The sequence below is a fragment of the Streptomyces macrolidinus genome (genome assembly GCF_023887685.1).
GTDB classification, from domain to species: Bacteria; Actinomycetota; Actinomycetes; order Streptomycetales; family Streptomycetaceae; genus Streptomyces; species Streptomyces macrolidinus.
On sequence record NZ_JAMWMR010000003.1, the window covers coordinates 300,348 to 317,899 of the forward strand.

16 protein-coding genes, 1 pseudogene and 2 riboswitches are annotated in these 17,552 nt (G+C 69.8%); of the genes and pseudogenes, 13 read left to right on the plus strand and 4 right to left on the minus strand.

The features are described from left to right. Nucleotide 1: 1 nt before the first annotated feature. Together gcvH and gcvT are read right to left on the minus strand one after the other, a co-directional pair. Entirely contained in the window at nt 2-379 is a 378-nt protein-coding gene (gene gcvH, locus NGF19_RS05405) for a glycine cleavage system protein GcvH (RefSeq protein WP_252422538.1), read from the minus strand. 109 nt (nt 380-488) lie between these two features. Beyond that, the gene (gcvT, locus tag NGF19_RS05410; RefSeq protein ID WP_252422539.1) at nt 489-1,607 is read right to left on the minus strand and encodes a glycine cleavage system aminomethyltransferase GcvT; all 1,119 of its coding nucleotides are present in this window, start codon (nt 1,605-1,607) and stop codon (nt 489-491) included. Between the two features lie 68 nt (nt 1,608-1,675). After that, a riboswitch (glycine riboswitch) is annotated at nt 1,676-1,813 on the minus strand. After that, a riboswitch (glycine riboswitch) is annotated at nt 1,814-1,914 on the minus strand. A gap of 184 nt (nt 1,915-2,098) precedes the next feature. On the opposite strand from gcvT, the gene NGF19_RS05415 reads away from it, so the two are divergent. The 9 genes from NGF19_RS05415 to NGF19_RS05455 all read left to right on the plus strand — a co-directional run bounded on the left by NGF19_RS05415 (nt 2,099) and on the right by NGF19_RS05455 (nt 12,636). Beyond that, on the plus strand, nt 2,099-2,866 hold the full coding sequence (locus tag NGF19_RS05415) for an AAA family ATPase (protein ID WP_252422654.1): 768 nt from the start codon (nt 2,099-2,101) through the stop codon (nt 2,864-2,866). A 42-nt stretch (nt 2,867-2,908) separates the two neighbouring features. Further along, complete coding sequence (locus tag NGF19_RS05420; protein ID WP_252422540.1) at nt 2,909-3,700, plus strand: enhanced serine sensitivity protein SseB; 792 nt, start codon at nt 2,909-2,911, stop codon at nt 3,698-3,700. A gap of 427 nt (nt 3,701-4,127) precedes the next feature. After that, nucleotides 4,128-4,928, plus strand: coding sequence for an enhanced serine sensitivity protein SseB C-terminal domain-containing protein (locus tag NGF19_RS05425; protein ID WP_252422541.1), 801 nt, complete (start codon nt 4,128-4,130; stop codon nt 4,926-4,928). Between the two features lie 357 nt (nt 4,929-5,285). After that, a complete protein-coding gene (locus NGF19_RS05430) occupies nt 5,286-6,293 on the plus strand; it encodes an ABC transporter permease (protein ID WP_252422542.1) in 1,008 nt (335 codons plus the stop codon). 70 nt (nt 6,294-6,363) lie between these two features. Beyond that, the gene (locus NGF19_RS05435) at nt 6,364-8,154 is read left to right on the plus strand and encodes an ABC transporter substrate-binding protein (RefSeq protein WP_252422544.1); all 1,791 of its coding nucleotides are present in this window, start codon (nt 6,364-6,366) and stop codon (nt 8,152-8,154) included. Nucleotides 8,155-8,264: 110 nt separating this feature from the next. Further along, complete coding sequence (locus tag NGF19_RS05440) at nt 8,265-9,263, plus strand: ABC transporter permease (protein ID WP_252422546.1); 999 nt, start codon at nt 8,265-8,267, stop codon at nt 9,261-9,263. Beyond that, nucleotides 9,260-10,357 (plus strand): ABC transporter ATP-binding protein, encoded by a 1,098-nt coding sequence (locus NGF19_RS05445; protein ID WP_252422547.1) that lies wholly within the window; start codon nt 9,260-9,262, stop codon nt 10,355-10,357. Before NGF19_RS05440 ends, NGF19_RS05445 begins: the two co-directional genes overlap by 4 nt. 11 nt (nt 10,358-10,368) lie before the next feature. After that, complete coding sequence (locus tag NGF19_RS05450; RefSeq protein ID WP_252422548.1) at nt 10,369-11,772, plus strand: ABC transporter ATP-binding protein; 1,404 nt, start codon at nt 10,369-10,371, stop codon at nt 11,770-11,772. 177 nt (nt 11,773-11,949) lie between these two features. After that, a complete protein-coding gene (locus NGF19_RS05455; protein ID WP_252422549.1) occupies nt 11,950-12,636 on the plus strand; it encodes a trimeric intracellular cation channel family protein in 687 nt (228 codons plus the stop codon). Between the two features lie 268 nt (nt 12,637-12,904). On the opposite strand, the pseudogene NGF19_RS05460 reads toward NGF19_RS05455, so the two are convergent. Then, nucleotides 12,905-13,777 (minus strand): annotated as a pseudogene (locus NGF19_RS05460) (alpha/beta hydrolase); the annotation flags it as partial. 192 nt (nt 13,778-13,969) lie between these two features. Between NGF19_RS05460 and NGF19_RS05465 the strand changes: the two are divergent. Next, nucleotides 13,970-14,827, plus strand: a complete 858-nt coding sequence (locus tag NGF19_RS05465) for a thioesterase family protein (protein WP_252422550.1) — start codon at nt 13,970-13,972, stop codon at nt 14,825-14,827. Between the two features lie 80 nt (nt 14,828-14,907). Here the strand turns inward: NGF19_RS05465 and NGF19_RS05470 are convergent, their stop codons facing one another. Next, on the minus strand, nt 14,908-15,534 hold the full coding sequence (locus NGF19_RS05470) for a TetR family transcriptional regulator (protein WP_252422551.1): 627 nt from the start codon (nt 15,532-15,534) through the stop codon (nt 14,908-14,910). Nucleotides 15,535-15,669: 135 nt separating this feature from the next. Between NGF19_RS05470 and NGF19_RS05475 the strand changes: the two genes are divergently transcribed. From NGF19_RS05475 to NGF19_RS05485, 3 genes are all read left to right on the plus strand, one after another. After that, nucleotides 15,670-15,837, plus strand: a complete 168-nt coding sequence (locus tag NGF19_RS05475) for a hypothetical protein (protein ID WP_252422552.1) — start codon at nt 15,670-15,672, stop codon at nt 15,835-15,837. A 160-nt stretch (nt 15,838-15,997) separates the two neighbouring features. Next, nucleotides 15,998-16,285 carry a DUF4190 domain-containing protein gene (locus tag NGF19_RS05480; RefSeq protein ID WP_372505579.1) on the plus strand — a complete coding sequence of 96 codons (288 nt, stop codon included), beginning with the start codon at nt 15,998-16,000 and terminating at the stop codon, nt 16,283-16,285. 60 nt (nt 16,286-16,345) lie between these two features. Next, nucleotides 16,346-17,509, plus strand: coding sequence for a cysteine desulfurase family protein (locus tag NGF19_RS05485; protein WP_252422553.1), 1,164 nt, complete (start codon nt 16,346-16,348; stop codon nt 17,507-17,509). The last annotated feature ends 43 nt before the right edge of the window (nt 17,510-17,552 follow it).

Consider the following 17,552-nt stretch of genomic DNA (forward strand, 5'->3'; position numbering starts at 1 on the left):
CTCAGCCGGCGATGTGGGCGTCGTACTCGTCGGCGGAGAGCAGATCGGCCGGCTCCTCGGCGACACGGACCTTGAACAGCCAACCGCCCTCGAACGGGGCGGAGTTCACCAGGGCCGGGTCGTCCACCACGTCCTGGTTGATCTCGGTGACCTCGCCGGTGACCGGGCAGTACAGGTCGCTGACCGACTTGGTCGACTCCAGTTCGCCGCAGGTCTCGCCCGCGGTGACCGTGTCACCGACCTCCGGGAGCTGCACGAAGACGACATCGCCGAGCGCGTTGGCCGCGTGCTCCGTGATGCCGACCGTCGAGACGCCGTCCACGGCGGCCGACAGCCACTCGTGCTCCTTGCTGTAACGAAGCTGCTGGGGGTTGCTCATAGCCTGAATTCTCCTGTACGCGGGGGAGTGCTGGTGAACGGGGACCACAGGTGGCGCCGGGTGAGGGGGCAGGCCCTGCGCCCGCCCGCCTGTCCGACCGAAGGCGTCGCTACTTCTGACGCCGGTAGAACGGCAGCGCCACGACCTCGTACGGCTCGTCGTTGCCGCGGATGTCCACGCCGACCCCCGGCGTGCCCGGCGCCGCGTGCGCGGCGTCGACGTAGGCCATCGCGATCGGCTTGCCCAGCGTGGGGGAGGGGGCGCCGGAGGTGACCTCGCCGACCGCCTCGCCACCGGCGACGACCGCGTACCCGGCCCGCGGCACGCGCCGGCCCTGCGCGACCAGACCGACCAGGACGCGCGGCGGGTTCTGCTCCGCCCGGGACGCGGCCTCGCGCAGCGCCTCCCGGCCCACGAAGTCGCCCTCCTTGGCGAACTTCACGACCCGGCCGAGCCCGGCGTCGAACGGCGTCAGCGACGTGGTCAGCTCATGCCCGTACAGCGGCATGCCCGCCTCCAGACGCAGCGTGTCCCGGCAGGACAGCCCGCAGGGGACGAGGCCCGCGGACGCGCCCGCCTCGGTCAGCGCCTGCCACAGCTTCTCGGCGTCGGACGGCGCCACGAACAGCTCGAAGCCGTCCTCGCCGGTGTACCCGGTGCGCGCGATGAGTGCGGGGACGCCCGCGACCGTGCCCGGCAGACCCGCGTAGTACTTCAGACCGTCCAGGTCGGCGTCCGTGAGGGACGTGAGGATGCCGGAGGACTCGGGGCCCTGGATCGCGAGCAGCGCGTACGCGTCCCGGTCGTCGCGCACCTCGGCGTCGAACCCGGCGGACCGCTCCACCAGCGCGTCCAGCACCACCTGGGCGTTGGAGGCGTTGGCGACGACCATGTACTCCTGCTCCCGCAGCCGGTACACGATCAGGTCGTCGAGGATGCCGCCGTCCTCCCGGCAGATCATCGTGTAGCGGGCCCGGCCGATCCCCACCGAGGAGAGGTCGCCGACCAGGGCGTAGTCGAGAAGGCGCCCCGCCTGGGGGCCGGTCACGGTGATCTCGCCCATGTGGGAGAGGTCGAAGAGGCCCGCCTTGGTACGGACGGCGACGTGCTCGTCGCGCTCGGAGCCGTACCGCAGCGGCATGTCCCAGCCTGCGAAGTCGGTCATGGTCGCGCCGAGCGAACGATGCAGGGCATCGAGCGCGGTACGGCGCAGCGGGCTACTGCTCATCGGTGCTGCTCCCAGGGATGTGGGCCCCCGCGCGAGCGCATGCCGTGCGTGGGGGAGGGCGAGGTCGTTCCTCCCCATCTGTCATCGGGACCTGAGAGGTTCGCCATGACGGTCGTGCGTCACGCGGCGTCCCGGAGGACGTCGCGTACGTCATGGCTTGCACCTTGGGTGGAGCCCCTGGCCGGCGGCTCGCTTTTCAGATGTGCCTCGCCCGCGCGGTATCGGGGCCTGAGAGATTCAAGGGAGGGACTTGCTCCTTCGGCGTCCGGACGCGGATGCGTACCCGGAACTCTCCCGCGCGGATTCAAGCGGCCGGTATGCAGTTGGCGCGCACATCATCGCACGCGCCGCACGATCATGGCAGGGCCGCATCTGTAACCGGGTCGTGGCCGTACGTGCACGAAATCGCGAGGCATCGTGCATTACCTTCTCTTTACGCTCGGCGGGGACGTTCCTGACCCCAGGGGAGGACGATCACGGTGAAGACCGTCATGTCGTACGCGACGACCACGGGTGTCACGGCGCCCGCGCAGCCAGGAGCCGCCCGCGATGCCCGCGATGCCCACGAGCCGCTGCGGGCGGCCCCGGTCCGGGACCTGCGCGCGCGGGCGGGCCGCAGCCCGCGCGGGCTGACCTTCGCCGCCCGCGACGTCGTCGTGGTCACCGGACTGCCCGGCAGCGGCAAGTCCACGCTCATGCGGCGCGCCGTACGACCGGACGCGCGCGTCGACTCCCAGGACACCCGCGACCGTTGGGACGCGCGCCTGGCCCGCTTCCTGCCGTACGCGCTCTACCGCCCGCTCGTCCGCCTCGCCCACTACGCCGGGCTGCGCCGCGCGTTACGCACCGGCGCCGCGGTCGTCGTGCACGACTGCGGGACCCAGGCCTGGGTGCGCGGCTGGCTGGCCCGCGAGGCCCGCCGCCGGGGCGGCACGCTCCGGCTGCTCCTGCTCGACGTCACCCCGGACACGGCCCTGGCGGGCCAGCACGCGCGCGGACGCGGCGTCTCCCGGTACGCGTTCCTGCGCCACCGCCGCGCCAACCGCCGTCTGCTGCACGCCGTCGAGCGCGGCGACCTCCCGCGCGACTGCGGTTCGGCGGTCCTGCTCGACCGGGCGGCGGCGGACGTCCTGCGCCGCATCGACTTCGCTCCTGATGCTTCGGACGCTCCAGGCACTGCAGGCACTGCAGGCACTACAGCGACCCCTGATGTTTCCGATGCTCCCGACGACGGTGGGGCGCCGGGCCGCAGCGGTTAGCCTCTTTCACCGGAAACAGTGGTTTACGGCAGGCGGTAGCAGATGGACTTCCCGGCGGACCTTCCCGCGGACTTCCCGGCACAGGCGCACCCCCATCCGCACGGCGGATGGCCGGGCAACGAGGTGGAGGAGGTGCTCTCCGCCTCCCTCGGCGTCCCCTCGGCCGGTGGCCGGATCGTGGAGGTCCTCGGCCGCGGCTTCGTCTGGGTGCCCCTGCCGAACGGCGGCGGACCCGACAGTGGCCCCCTCGACCTGCCCACGCTGGAGATCGAGGGCCAGGCCTACGTCCCCGTCTTCAGCTCCGAGGAGCAGTTCCGCCAAGTCGTCGGCAGCCACGTTTCGTTCACTGTCGCGCCCGCCGTCGAGTTCGCCCGCGGACTGCCCCCGCAGGTGGGGATCGTGCTCAACCCCGACGGCGTGATCGGGGTGCCGCTGCCGCCCGAGGCGGTGGCCGAGTTGTGCCGCTCCGGGCAGGGCCCGCTGGACGGGCCCGTGACCGGCGGCCGGGTCCGCCTCTTCGAACCCGACTGGCAGGACGACCCGGTGGACTTCCTCGCCGCCGCCTCGGCCGAGTTCGCCGCGACCGGCGTGGTACGCACCGCGCGCCGCTGCCTGGCCGCGATCGAGACCGACGACCCCGTGATGTTCATCGGCGTCGAACTCACCTCCGCCGAGGCCGAGACGCACAGCCTCCCGCTGGACGCGCTCGGCCGCGCGCTGGGCAAGGTGCCCGTGCCGATGGCCGTGAACGTGGTCTTCCTCGACGTGGCCCAGGACCCGGTGGGGGAGTGGCTGCGCGAGCGGGTGCGGCCGTTCTACCAGCACGGCTACTGACGTCCGCCCGCACCCGGCGCGAGCCGGGGCGCGTGGTTGACGCGTGTCAAGTCACTGTCAGACAACGGCCGTAACCTGGTTACATGGGCCGGGGGGAGACGTACGTCCCCGACGAGGCTAGGGTCTTTCGTTTGGGTCAGGCCGGATCAGGGAGCGGGGTCTGGTGCCGTGCATCGCAAGGCGGAGGAGGGCGGCAGGGCGGAGTCCTGCCAACCGACGACAACGCGGCGAGGTGCGGTGCCAGGGCCCGCGAGCCCGGCCTGACCCAAACGAGAGGCCCTAGGGCCCACGGCGGCACCGCGATGGGGCGCATCGCCTCCCGGCAAGGGAGAATGGCCCGGTCGGGGCGGTTCGGCCACAGTCCGTGCGCCTCGCGCCGGAGAGATGTGCCGGGGTTGTCAGGTTCGTCATGAAGAGGTGGTAGCGGGTGAGCGCGTCGGGCACGGCCGCGGCCGGTCAGGTCGAGCACATGCTGCGCCAGGTGACACCCGGGCGCTACGACGCCTACGAGGCGCTCCTTCGCGCGCTCGCGACCCCGTCGTCCGGCCAGATCTGGATGCTGCTCTGGCACGGCCAGGCGGGCTCGCCCGACGCCCAGTACGGCACGATGGAGGTCGGCGGCCACTCCTACGCGCCCTGTGTCACCTCCGCCCAGGAACTCTCCGCCAGCGGCTGGAACCGCTCGTACGAGGTCGTCGATGGCCTCGACGTGGCGCGCACGCTCTACCCCGACCACTACGGCCTGTGGCTGAACCCGCATGCGCCGGGCGGCGGCGTCGGCATCCCCTGGCTGGATCTGCGCCGTATCGCCACGGGCCTGGAGCGCCAGCCCGCCGGACCCCTGCGGCTCACCGAACCGGCCATCGAGATCCCGCAGTTCTACGCCCTCCTCACGCAGAACGCGCACCGGACGCACGCCGTGCGCTCGCTGCGCCGCGCCTGGGTGCAGCCCACGCTCGGCACCCCGTATCTCGCCATCGGCCTGGACGTGTACGACGCGTCGCCGCCCGCCGTCGACTCGGTGCGCGCGATGATGCAGCAGTCCATCGGCGCCGCCCCCGAGGGGCTGCCCGTCTCGACGGTCGTCATGTCCGACGCGTACGACCCGATCGCGATGTGGCTGCGCGCCCACGCCCGCCCCTTCTACGACCGCGAGGCCCACGCCGCCCCGACACCGGCCCCGGCGGCGGGCGGCTACGGCTATCCGCCGGTACGCGGCGCGTACTGACCTGCCGACCGCAGCTCACTGACTGTCTCCCGCTGACGCGGCGCCAACTCCCCTTCTGTGAAGGCGGATCACCCATCCGCCTTCTGCGCGCGTAGATAGCGCCCAAAGGTCCATGACTCGCCGGGTGTGCCCCAATTGGCGTGCGTCCGACCCGCGTTACCCCGTGTCCGGATAACGGAACCCCTCAACCTGCATCACGTTTAGGCATCCATTCACGGTCAAGCCTGGCCGTTCGTCGCCACCCCGTTGAAGACTCCCCCTTCATAGGGGCTCGCCCCTGTGTACGACGGATCGATTCATGCCGCTACGAGCGGCAAGTGCGTGCCGGTCACCGCCGGTTGAGAGGGGCCCTGCCAGATGACGGCACCATTGCACGAACCGGCTGCGGAAGCGGCCCCTAGTGCTGCCGAGGAAGCGGCCGAAGCCGGTACCGCGGCGAAGGCCGTCCAGGGACGTTCCCTGGGACGGATCGCCTGGGAGCGCCTCAAGCGGGACAAGCTCGCCCTCACCGGTGGCGTGCTCGTGCTCGTCCTCATCCTGGTCGCGCTGCTCGCGCCGGTGATCACGAGCCTCGTCGGGCAGGACCCGGACGCCTACCACGAGAACCTGATCGACCCGCTGTTCGGTACGCCCAAGGGCTCGATGGGCGGCATCAGCGGTGAGCACCTGCTGGGCGTCGAGCCGGTCAACGGCCGCGACATCTTCGCCCGCATCGTCTACGGCGCGCAGATCTCCCTGCTCGTGGGCTTCCTGTCCGCCGTGGTCGCCATCGTCCTGGGCACGATCCTCGGCATCCTCGCCGGCTTCTTCGGCGGCTGGGTGGACGCGGTCATCAGCCGCGTCATGGACGGCCTGCTCGCCTTCCCCCAGCTGCTGTTCATCATCGCGCTGGTCACCGTCATGCCGAACCAACTGCTCGGCCTGCAGGGCACGGGCGTACGCGTCTTCGTGATGATCCTGGTCATCGGCTTCTTCGGCTGGCCCTACATCGGGCGCGTGGTGCGCGGCCAGACGCTCTCGCTGCGGGAACGCGAGTACGTCGAGGCCGCCCGCTCGCTCGGCGCCGGGCGGTTCTACATCCTCTTCAAGGAACTGCTGCCCAACCTCGTGGCGCCCATCATCGTGTACACGACGATGATGATCCCCACCAACATCCTCACCGAGGCCGCGCTCAGCTTCCTGGGCGTGGGCGTCAAGCCGCCGACGTCCTCCTGGGGACAGATGCTTTCGACCGCGATGGATTACTACGAGGCGGACCCCATGTACATGGTGGTCCCGGGCGTAGCGATCTTCGTCACCGTGCTTGCCTTCAACCTCTTCGGTGATGGCGTGCGCGACGCGCTGGACCCCAAGGGCTCCCGCTGAACTGCTGTATTTCCAGCGACCCGTGGCACATGTGCACGGGGTCTCTCATCAATCCGGAGGATCCGAGATCGTGACTACCCAACGCACCTCAGGGCGGCGTAAGCAGGCTGCGGCCGCTGCCGCAGTGGTCGCCGCGCTGCTGACCACCGCGGCGTGCGGCGGAGGCGACGACAGCGACGGCGGCGGTTCGAAGAGCGGCGCGGCCGGCTTCGACGCAGCCAACAACAAGGTCGCCCAGGCCTCGCTGGCCAAGAAGGGCGGCGAGCTGAAGTTCGCGACGGCGCAGGACGCCGACTCGTGGGACACCACGCGTGGTTACTACGGCATGGCGTGGAACTTCATGCGCTACTACAGCCGTCAGCTCGTGACCTACAAGACGGTGCCGGGCCAGGAGGGCGCCACCCTCCAGCCCGACCTCGCCACCGACATGGGCAAGGTCTCGGCCGACAAGAAGACGTACACGTTCACCCTGCGTGACGGGATCACCTGGGAGGACGGCAAGCCGATCACCTCCAAGGACGTCAAGTACGGCATCGAGCGCCAGTGGGCCCAGGACGTCCTCTCCGGCGGTCCGGTCTACCTCCGGGACGTGCTCGACCCCAAGGGCAAGTACAAGGGCCCGTACAAGGACTCCGACAAGGAGCACCTGGGCCTCGACGCGATCGAGACGCCCGACGACAAGACGGTCGTCTTCCACCTGCCCGAGGCCAACTCGGACTTCCTGCAGATGATCGGGCTCCCCTCGGCGTCCCCGGTCCGCCAGGACATGGACACCAAGTCGAAGTACGGCCTGCACCCGTTCTCCTCGGGTCCGTACAAGTTCCAGACGTACGAGCCGGGCAAGTCGCTCGTCCTGGTCCGGAACAACAACTGGAAGGTGTCCTCGGACCCCGTCCGCAAGGCGTACCCGGACAAGATCAGCGTCAAGTACTTCACCAACGCCAACGACATGGACCAGCGCCTGATCGCGGGCGACTACGACCTGGACCTCAACCAGACCGGTCTGTCGCCGCAGGGCCGCACCGTGGCCCTCAAGCAGCACAAGGCCAACCTGGACAACCCGGTCTCCGGCTACATCCGCTACGCGGTCTTCCCGCAGAGCGTGAAGCCGTTCGACAACATCCACTGCCGTAAGGCCGCCATCTACGGCGCGGACCACGTGTCCCTCCAGACCGCGCGCGGTGGCCCGGTCGCCGGTGGTGACATCGGAACCAACATGCTGCCGCCGTCCGTTCCGGGCTCCGAGGGCCAGAAGTACGACCCGTACAAGCTCGCCACCGAGAACAAGAACGGCAACGTCGCCAAGGCCAAGGAAGAGCTGAAGGCCTGCGGCAAGCCGGACGGGTTCGAGACCACCATCGCGGTCCGTAACAACAAGCCGGTCGAGGTGGCCACCGCCCAGTCGCTCCAGGCGTCGCTGAAGAAGGTCGGCATCAAGGCCCAGATCGACCAGTACGACGGCTCGCAGACCCCCGGCACCATCGGCAGCCCCTCCAACGTGAAGAAGAAGGGCTACGGCATCATCATCATGGGCTGGGGCCCGGACTTCCCGTCCGTCCAGGGCTACGGTCTGCCGCTGTGGAACAGCAAGTACATCCTCGACAGCGGTAACAACAACTACGCTCTGATCAAGGACAAGTCGATCGACAAGCTGTTCGACGACTACACCAAGGCCACGAGCGAGGCGCAGCAGGCCGAGGTCGCCCAGCAGATCAACCACAAGGTCACGGAGGGCGGTTACTACCTGCCCTTCGTCTTCGAACGCTTCGTTCAGTGGCGCTCGAGTCGGCTGGCGAACGTGTACTCGACCAACGCGTACAACGCTATGTACGACTTCGTCAACCTGGGTCTGAAGAAGTAACCCCGGCACACCCGCCGTACGGCACGAAAGGCAGGTGAAGGCCGGCGCGGCGTGACCGCGGACCGCCGGAAGATCTCCGGCGGTCCGCGGTCCGCAGCGGGCCGTAAGCTGTGCTCGCTTATCTCATCAGGCGGCTGTTCGCCGCCGCAGTGATGCTCGTGGTCATCATCCTGGTGGTCTTCGGCATCTTCTTCCTCATCCCCAAGTGGGCGGGCGTCGACATCGCCACGAGCTTCGTGGGCAAGCAGGCCGACCCGGCCTCCGTCGAGGCGGTGCGACAGAAGCTCGGCCTGGCCGACCCGGTCTACTCCCAGGCCTGGGAGTTCTTCAAGGGCATCTTCGTCGGCCGCACCTACTCGGGCGGTGGCGATGTCACGCACTGCGCCGCGCCGTGCTTCGGCTACTCCTTCCGCAGCGAGCAGGCCGTCTGGCCGGTGCTGACCGACCGCTTCCCGGTGACCCTGGGTCTCGCGCTCGGCGCGGCCGTCCTGTGGCTGGTCTTCGGTGTCGCGGCGGGTGTGCTCTCCGCCCTCAAGCGGGGCAGCCTGTGGGACCGCGGTGCGATGCTCGTCGCCCTCAGCGGTGTCTCGCTCCCCATCTACTTCACCGGCATGCTCGCGCTGACGGTCGTCAGCTTCAAACTGGACTTGCTCGACGGCCAGTTCGTGCCGATCAGCCACAGCTTCAGCGGCTGGCTCGGCGGCATGATCCTGCCCTGGATCACCCTGGCCTTCCTCTACGCGGCGATGTACGCGCGGATCACCCGCGCCACCATGATGGAGATCCTCGGCGAGGACTACATCCGCACCGCCCGCGCCAAGGGCCTGCGCGAGCAGGTCGTCATCCGCAAGCACGCCATGCGCTCCACGATGACGCCCATCCTCACGATGCTCGGCATGGACCTCGGTGCGCTGATCGGTGGCGCGATCCTGACCGAGACCACCTTCAACCTGCCCGGCCTGGGCCAGAAGGTGCTCGACGCCATCAAGAACCAGGATCTCCCCTTCATCCTGGGTGTCACCCTGATCACGTCCCTCGCCGTGCTCATCGCCAACCTCGTGGTGGACATCCTGTACGCCGTGATCGACCCCCGAGTGAGGCTCGCATGACCGAACCCAGCAAGAGCGAGGCCGCCATGGGCGAGCCCACCGCCGCCTCGCCCGCTTCCACCAGCTTCCTCGAAGTACGCGACCTGAAGGTGCACTTCCCGACCGACGACGGCCTGGTCAAGTCCGTCGACGGGCTCAGCTTCCAGCTCGAGAAGGGCAAGACCCTCGGCATCGTGGGCGAGTCGGGCTCCGGCAAGTCGGTCACCTCGCTCGGCATCATGGGTCTGCACACCGCCGGTCAGTACGGCAAGCGCAAGGCGCGGATCTCGGGCGAGATCTGGCTGAAGGGCACGGAGCTGCTCTCGGCCGACCCCGAGCAGGTCCGCAAGATGCGTGGCCGCGAGATGGCGATGATCTTCCAGGATCCGCTGTCCGCGCTGCACCCGTACTACACGATCGGCGCCCAGATCGTGGAGGCGTACCGCATCCACCACGACGTCGACAAGAAGACCGCGCGCAAGCGGGCGGTCGAGATGCTCGACCGGGTGGGCATCCCGCAGCCGGACAAGCGGGTGGACAGCTACCCGCACGAGTTCTCCGGCGGCATGCGCCAGCGCGCGATGATCGCGATGTCGCTCGTCAACAACCCCGAACTGCTGATCGCGGACGAGCCGACCACCGCCCTCGACGTCACCGTCCAGGCGCAGATCCTCGACCTGATCCGGGATCTGCAGAAGGAGTTCGGCTCCGCGGTCATCGTCATCACCCACGACCTGGGCGTCGTTGCCGAACTGGCCGACGACATCCTGGTGATGTACGGCGGACGCTGTGTGGAGCGGGGTCCGGCCGAGAAGGTGTTCTACGAGCCCCGCCACCCCTACACCTGGGGTCTGCTCGGCTCGATGCCGCGGCTGGACCGCGACCAGCAGGAACGGCTGATCCCGGTCAAGGGGTCGCCGCCCTCGCTGATCAACATCCCGTCCGGCTGCGCCTTCAACCCGCGCTGCCCGTACGCCGACATCCCCAAGGACAACATCACCCGGACGGTCCGCCCCGAGCTGACCGAGGTCGGCGGCCGGCACTGGGCCGCCTGCCACATGTCGCAGGAGGAGCGGCAGCGGATCTGGGCCGAAGAGATTGCGCCGAAGCTGTGAGCGAGGACAACGTGACCATTCCCGCGCAGAGCGACGGTGCCACCGGCACCGGAGACACCGCCCCGGGCGAGGTCCTGCTGAAGGTGACCGGCCTCCAGAAGCACTTCCCGATCAAGAAGGGGATGCTGCAGCGGCAGGTCGGCGCGGTGCGCGCCGTCGACGGCATCGACTTCGAGGTCAGGGCCGGTGAGACCCTCGGCGTCGTCGGTGAGTCCGGCTGCGGCAAGTCGACCATGGGCCGGCTGATCACCCGGCTGCTCGAACCGACCGCCGGCACGGTGGAGTTCGAGGGCAAGGACATCACGCACCTCGGTGTCGGCGGCATGCGTCCGCTGCGCCGCGATGTGCAGATGATCTTCCAGGACCCGTACTCGTCGCTGAACCCGCGCCACACCATCGGCACGATCATCGGCGCCCCCTTCCGGCTCCAGGGCGTCACGCCCGAGGGCGGGATCAAGAAGGAGGTCCAGCGGCTGCTGTCGGTCGTGGGCCTCAACCCCGAGCACTACAACCGCTATCCGCACGAGTTCTCCGGCGGCCAGCGTCAGCGCATCGGCATCGCCCGCGCGCTCGCGCTCAAGCCGAAGCTGGTCGTGGCCGACGAGCCGGTCTCCGCGCTCGACGTGTCGATCCAGGCGCAGGTCGTCAACCTCCTGGACGACCTCCAGGACGAGCTGGGCCTGACGTACGTGATCATCGCGCACGACCTCTCGGTCGTCCGGCACGTCTCGGACCGGATCGCGGTGATGTACCTCGGCAAGATCATGGAGCTGGCCGACCGCGACGCCCTGTACAAGACGCCGATGCACCCGTACACCAAGGCGTTGATGTCGGCGGTGCCGATCCCGGACCCGAAGCGGAAGAACGCCAAGAGCGAGCGCATCCTGCTCAAGGGCGACGTCCCCTCGCCGATCGCCCCGCCGAGCGGCTGCCGCTTCCACACCCGGTGCTGGAAGGCGACGGAGATCTGCCGGACGACCGAGCCGCAGCTCAAGGAGCTGAAGCCGGGCCAGCGGGTCGCCTGTCACCACCCGGAGAACTTCGAGGACCAGGCGCCGCAGGACACGGTGCTGCTGTCGGCCGCGAAGGAAGCGGCCGAGCTCGTGGCGGACGAGGTCCTGGCGCAGTCGGCGGAGACGTCGGCGGCGGTCGCGGCCCAGGTCGAGGCGGAGGCGGAGGCGTCGGCGGAAGCCGCGCCCGAGGCGGACGCCACGGGCGAGAAGCCTGCCGCGTCCGAGGCGAAGCCTGCCGCGGCCGAGAAGTCCGAGAAGTCCGAGGGGTCTGCGAAGTCTGCGAAGTCCGAGAAGAAGTCGGCCGCGTCGGAGGAGACCACCGAGTCGTCCGAGACTGCTGAGTCCTCCGAGTCCTCCGAGGCCTCTGAGCCTTCCGGCTCGACCGACTCTTCCGAGTCCTGAACCGGCGTTCCGACTCCCGAAAGAGGCCGTCGCTGACCGCGGCGGCCTCCTTCGTTTGCTCCCCACGGGAATCCCCACTGGTATCCCTACGGGAATCCCCACTGTGTAATCCCGGGCATTCGATCACCTCGCCTTGCTTTGCAAGGTGCACACCCTGTGGTAGGTGAGAATGTAAGGGTGCTCCAGCAATTGTTCAGTCCCTCCGTCCAGCACACGCTCGACATCGTCGGCATCTTCGTCTTCGCGATATCCGGCGCGCTGCTGGCCGTGCGCAAGAACTTCGACGTCTTCGGCATAGCCGTGCTCGCCGAAGTCACCGCGCTGGGCGGCGGACTGTTCCGCGATCTGGTCATCGGCGCCACCCCGGCCGCCTTCGCGGACCTCGGCTACTTCCTGGCCCCGCTGCTCGCCACCGTCCTGGTCTTCTTCCTCCACCCCGAGGTGGAGCGCACCCAGGGCGCCGTCAACGCCTTCGACGCCGCCGGTCTCGGTCTGTTCTGCGTCACCGGTACGACCAAGGCGTACGACTACGGGCTGGGCCTCACCGCGTCCGCCGTCCTGGGCATGGCGACCGCCGTCGGTGGCGGTGTGCTGCGCGACATACTCGCCAACGAGGTGCCCTCGCTGCTGCGCTGGGACCGCGACCTGTACGCGGTGCCCGCGATCGTCGGCGCCGCGATGGTCGCGCTCTGCATCCGCTACGAGGTGCTGACCCCGCTCACCTCCGGGCTCGCGGCCGTCACGGCCTTCGTACTGCGCCTGCTCGCGATGCACTACCACTGGCGAGCGCCGCGGGCCTGGAACCGGCGTTCCCGGGTGGCGGAGGAGGACCTGCTGTCGCCCGACCCGTCATCTGCCGGGTGAGCCAGCCGAAGGCCGTGGGGATCTGCGGTCGCCACACGGCCATGGTGTGGCCGCCCGCGCTGCGCGGGATCAGCACCGCGCGCACCACCGTCGGCGGCTTGGCGATCCGCGCCAGCGCCGCGCCCGCCCGGTAGCCGTCGTCGTACGCGCCGGAGGCGTAGAGCGAGATCCGGGGCGGGGTGCGGTAGCCCTTCAGTAGGACGTAGGGGTTGTTCTGCCGCCGCAGCCCGAGGTCGCGCGCGGCGAGTGAACCGGGTTCGCCGATCGGGTCGTTGTAGCCGGACAGGCTGATCGCGGCCCGGTAGCGGTCGGGGTGGGCGACCACGAGCTTCGCCGCGCAGTGCGCCCCCGCCGAGTAGCCCGCGACCGCCCAGCCGTCCGGCGCGGACCGGGCGCGGAAGTTGTCCGTCACCATCCTCGGCACATCGATGCTGAGCCAACTGTCGGCGTTCACGGTGCCCGGGATGTTCGCGCACCCCGTGTCGACCTTGGCGATGAGGTTGGTGCGCGGCGCCACCAGGATGAACGGCGCCACCTGCCCGCTGCGCATCAGCGGCAGCAGCTGCTGATGCACCTTGAGGGACCCGAACCACGCCTTCGCCGAGCCCGGATAGCCCGACAGCAGCTCCACGACCGGGAACTTGGTGGCCCGGTAGGCGGGGTCGTCGTACTGCGGCGGCAGCCAGACGTAGACCTCCGCGTCGACGCCCGAGACCCGGCCGTCGAGCTGGGTGACGCGCACCCCACCCGCCGCGTGCATGCTCGGCCCGTCGGCGCGGGTGAAGGTCTGGCGCACCTTCGGCAGGGCCTGGGTGGGGATCCCACCGGTGCCGTCCTTGCCGAGGTCGGCGGCCTGCTGCACATGGTTGCCCGTGCCCAGCAGATCGGCCCAGTTGTCGTAGAGGTCGTTGGCGTCGTTCACCAGCACGAAGACCAGGGTCACCGCGGTGAGCTGGGCGAACAGCAGCATCAGGACGCGGACGGCATGGCGTACGAGCACCGGGCCGCGCACCCGGGACCACAGCAACAGCGGCAGGACCAGGGCGACGGTCGTGAGGGCGATCGAGGTGAAGAGGAAGGGTGTCCCGGTGAGGCTCATCGGCGTGAGCGCTTCCTGTGCACGGACGGATCGAGCGGTCATCTGCTGAGAGGGGATCCCGGGGCTCTCGGTCGCGGTCGTATACGGACACTTACCGAGACATTGCCGAATGCGCACCCGAGGCACCGGGAATCCGGGTGCGCGGCGGGCCGGAGGATGGGCGGGGCCGGGTGGAGAAGGGGCGCTGTCCGGCCAAAGCTACTGCTTGGTAATTTCCTGTTGTACTGTTCGGGCATGTTCGAAGAGACCGCACAGGCCGCGCGCGCCACGATCGGCGACAGCGAGTTCGACCGCGACACCGCGGTCACCCTCCGCGAACCCGGCGTCTACGGCATCGATCTCTCGGCCGGGTGGACGATCATCAACGCGGTGAACGGCGGCTATCTGCTGGCCGTGCTGGGCCGTGCGCTCGGGGAGGCGCTGCCGCACTCCGACCCGTTCACGATCTCCGCGCACTACCTCACCGCGTCCCAGCCGGGCCCCGCGGTGATCCGTACGGACGTCGTACGCACCGGCCGTACGCTCTCCACCGGCCAGGCGTCCCTCTTCCAGTACGACGAGGAGGGCCGCGAGGTCGAGCGCATCCGCGTGCTCGCCTCCTACGGTGAGCTGGACTCCCTGCCCGACGACGTCCGGACGAGCGCGAAGCCGCCCGTCCTCCCGCCCCTGGAGCAGTGCTTCGGCCCCGGGGACGCGCCGACGCCGATCCCCGGCAGCTCGGCCATCACCGACCGGCTGATGCTCAAGCTCGACCCCGCCACGCTGGGCTGGGTGCTCGGGAAGCCGTCCGGGAAGGGCGAGATGAGGGCCTGGTTCGGGCTCGCCGACGGCCGTGACGCGGACCCGCTCTCGCTGCTGCTCGCGGTGGACGCGCTGCCGCCCACCGCCTTCGAACTCGGGCTGTCCGGCTGGGTGCCCACGGTCGAGCTGACCGTGCATGTGCGCTGCCGTCCGGCGCCGGGCCCGCTGCGGGTGTCGATCACCACGCGCAACCTCGCCCATGGCTTCCTGGAGGAGGACGCCGAGGTCTGGGACAGCGCAGACCGCCTGGTCGCCCAGTCCCGCCAGTTGGCGCGGGCCAGGCTGGCCTGACCGTCACGCACGGATGATCTGTGGGCGGTGTGCTCGGTGAACGAGCGTGCCGCCCACGGGTGTTGGGGCGTCGGTGTCCGTCAGTCGTTCCAGTGGTCGCGGCCGATGTCGATCAGCAGGAGCCGCTGGGTCGTCACCCGGACCACCCGGTCCCGCTCCTCGGGGGAGGACTCCAGGGCCACCAGGAACTGGGAGGCCGTCATCAGCATCTGGTCGACGTAGAGACCGGCCAGCATCAGCAGATCCTCGTCGCTCCACCCCTCGGACTCGGGGTGCTGGGCCAGCGCGACCTTCACCTCCTCGGCGAACCGGGCCAGTTGGCGCCGGATCGCCTCCCGTACGGGCTGGACGCCGCCGTGCCACTCGCGCGCGATGAACCGTACGTGCGCGGGGTACGCCTCCACATGGCCGGCGATCAAGTCGACGGCGCGCGCGCAGCGTTCGGCCCGGTCGCCTTCCGCGGAGGCCGTGGAGCCGATCAGCGGGTGGAGGCTGTCGAGGGCCTCCTTGACCAGTTCGACGCCGAGGTCGGCGATCGAGGGGAAGTGCCGGTAGAAGGCGGTCGGGGCGACGCCGACCGCACGGGTGACCTCCCGCAGACCCAGGCTGCTCAGGCTCTGCTCCTCCAGCAGGACCAAGGCGGCGTCCAGGAACGCCTGCCGGGTCTTCTGCTTCTGGGCCTGCCGGACGCCGAGGGGGTGACTCATGCCTGCAGTTAACAACCGTTCTCCGAAATTGGAAAGCGACGGCATGCGGCGTTAGACTCAGGAGTCAGTGAACAACTGTAACCACAGGCGTTCACCGAACCGTCATGACGGGCATCTCGGAGGGGGATTTCGTCCATGCTGTTCCTTGTCGCCGCACTCCTGCTCCTGGGCACCGTGCTCGGCACCGTGGCCCAGGCGCCACCCACCATCTCCCTCGCGGTCGCGGCGGTCATCGGCGTATGGCTCGTGGCCTTCGCGGTCCGCGAACGCCACGGACGCCGGACCGTTCGATCCGATTCGTGACCACCGGTCCTTCGTGGTCACCGGTCCTTCGTGGCCACGGTCTTTCGTGATCATCGCCCTCGACCACCGGTCCTTCGTGATCATCGACCTTCGTGACCATCGACCTTCGTGACCATTGATCTGTCGTACGCCCCACGCATCGTCGGGAGTTGACCACGTCATGCATCTCACCCTCACACCTGCCAAGGACACCGCCGCGCCGATCCGCCGGACGAAGGCGGCCGATGCCGACGGTATGGCCGTCGCTTCCTTCGTGCTGGGGCTGCTCGGGCTGCTCGTCATGAACCTCTTCCTGGGGCCCTTCGCCATCGTCCTGGCCGCCGTCGCGCTGTGGCGCGGTACCACGCGTCGGGGGCGGGCCCTGCTGGGGCTGGGGCTGGGCGTCGCGGATCTGGTCGTCCTGGTGACCCTCATGCAGGTCAACCACACGGTGTCCTGGAGCTTCTAGGCCAACGTCCCGCAGTCGGGCTGAGGCCGCCGAGGCAGGGCCCGTAGAATCGGCCTCACCATGGCATACCTCGACCACGCAGCGACCACCCCGATGCTTCCCGAGGCGGCGCAGGTGCTCACCGCGCAACTCGGCGTCACCGGCAACGCCTCCTCGCTGCACGCGTCGGGCCGCCGTGCCCGACGTACGGTCGAGGAGGCCCGCGAGGCCCTCGCCGAAGCGCTCGGCGCGCGGCCCAGCGAGGTCGTCTTCACCTCCGGCGGCACCGAGGCCGACAACCTCGCCGTGAAGGGCCTGTACTGGTCGCGCCGCGCCGCCGACCCCGCCCGTACCCGCGTCCTCGCCAGCCCCGTCGAACACCACGCGGTCCTCGACGCCGTCGACTGGCTCGGCGAACACGAGGGCGCCACGGTCGAGTACCTGCCCGTCGACGCCTACGGCCGCGTCCGCCCCGAGGCGCTGCGCGAGGCCATCGCCCGCAACCCCGACGACGTCGCCCTCGCCACGGTGATGTGGGCCAACAACGAGATCGGTACGGTCATGCCGATCCGTGAACTGGCCGACGTGGCAGCCGAGTTCGGCATCCCGCTGCACGCCGACGCGGTGCAGGCCGTCGGTCAGGTCCCGGTCGCCTTCGAGGCCTCGGGGCTCGCCGCGATGACGGTCTCCGGGCACAAGATCGGCGGCCCGTACGGCATCGGCGCGCTGCTGCTCGGCCGCGCGTACAGCCCCGTCCCGGTGCTGCACGGCGGCGGCCAGGAACGGCATGTGCGCTCCGGCACCCTCGACGTTCCGGCCATCGCCTCCTTCGCGGTCGCCGGACGGCTCGCCACCGAGCAGCGCGCGTGGTTCGCCCGCGAGATCGGCGCCCTGCGCGACGAACTGATCGACGCGGTCCGTACCGCCGTACCGGACGCGATCCTCGGCGGCGATCCGCGGGACCGGCTCCCGGCCAACGCCCACTTCACCTTCCCCGGCTGCGAGGGCGACTCCCTGCTCCTGCTGCTGGACGCGCAGGGCATCGAGTGCTCCACGGGCTCCGCCTGCACCGCAGGGGTGGCCCAGCCGAGCCATGTCCTCCTCGCCACCGGCGCCGCCCCCGACCTCGCCCGCGGCACCCTCCGCTTCTCCCTCGGCCACACCTCCACGCGGGCCGACGTCGAAGCGGTCGCCAAGGCCATCGGCCCCGCCGTGGAGCGGGCGCGGAGCGCGGGACTGACCTGAGGCCTGTCGCGACCGGTCCCGGCCCCGCGGCGGCTCCCCGTAC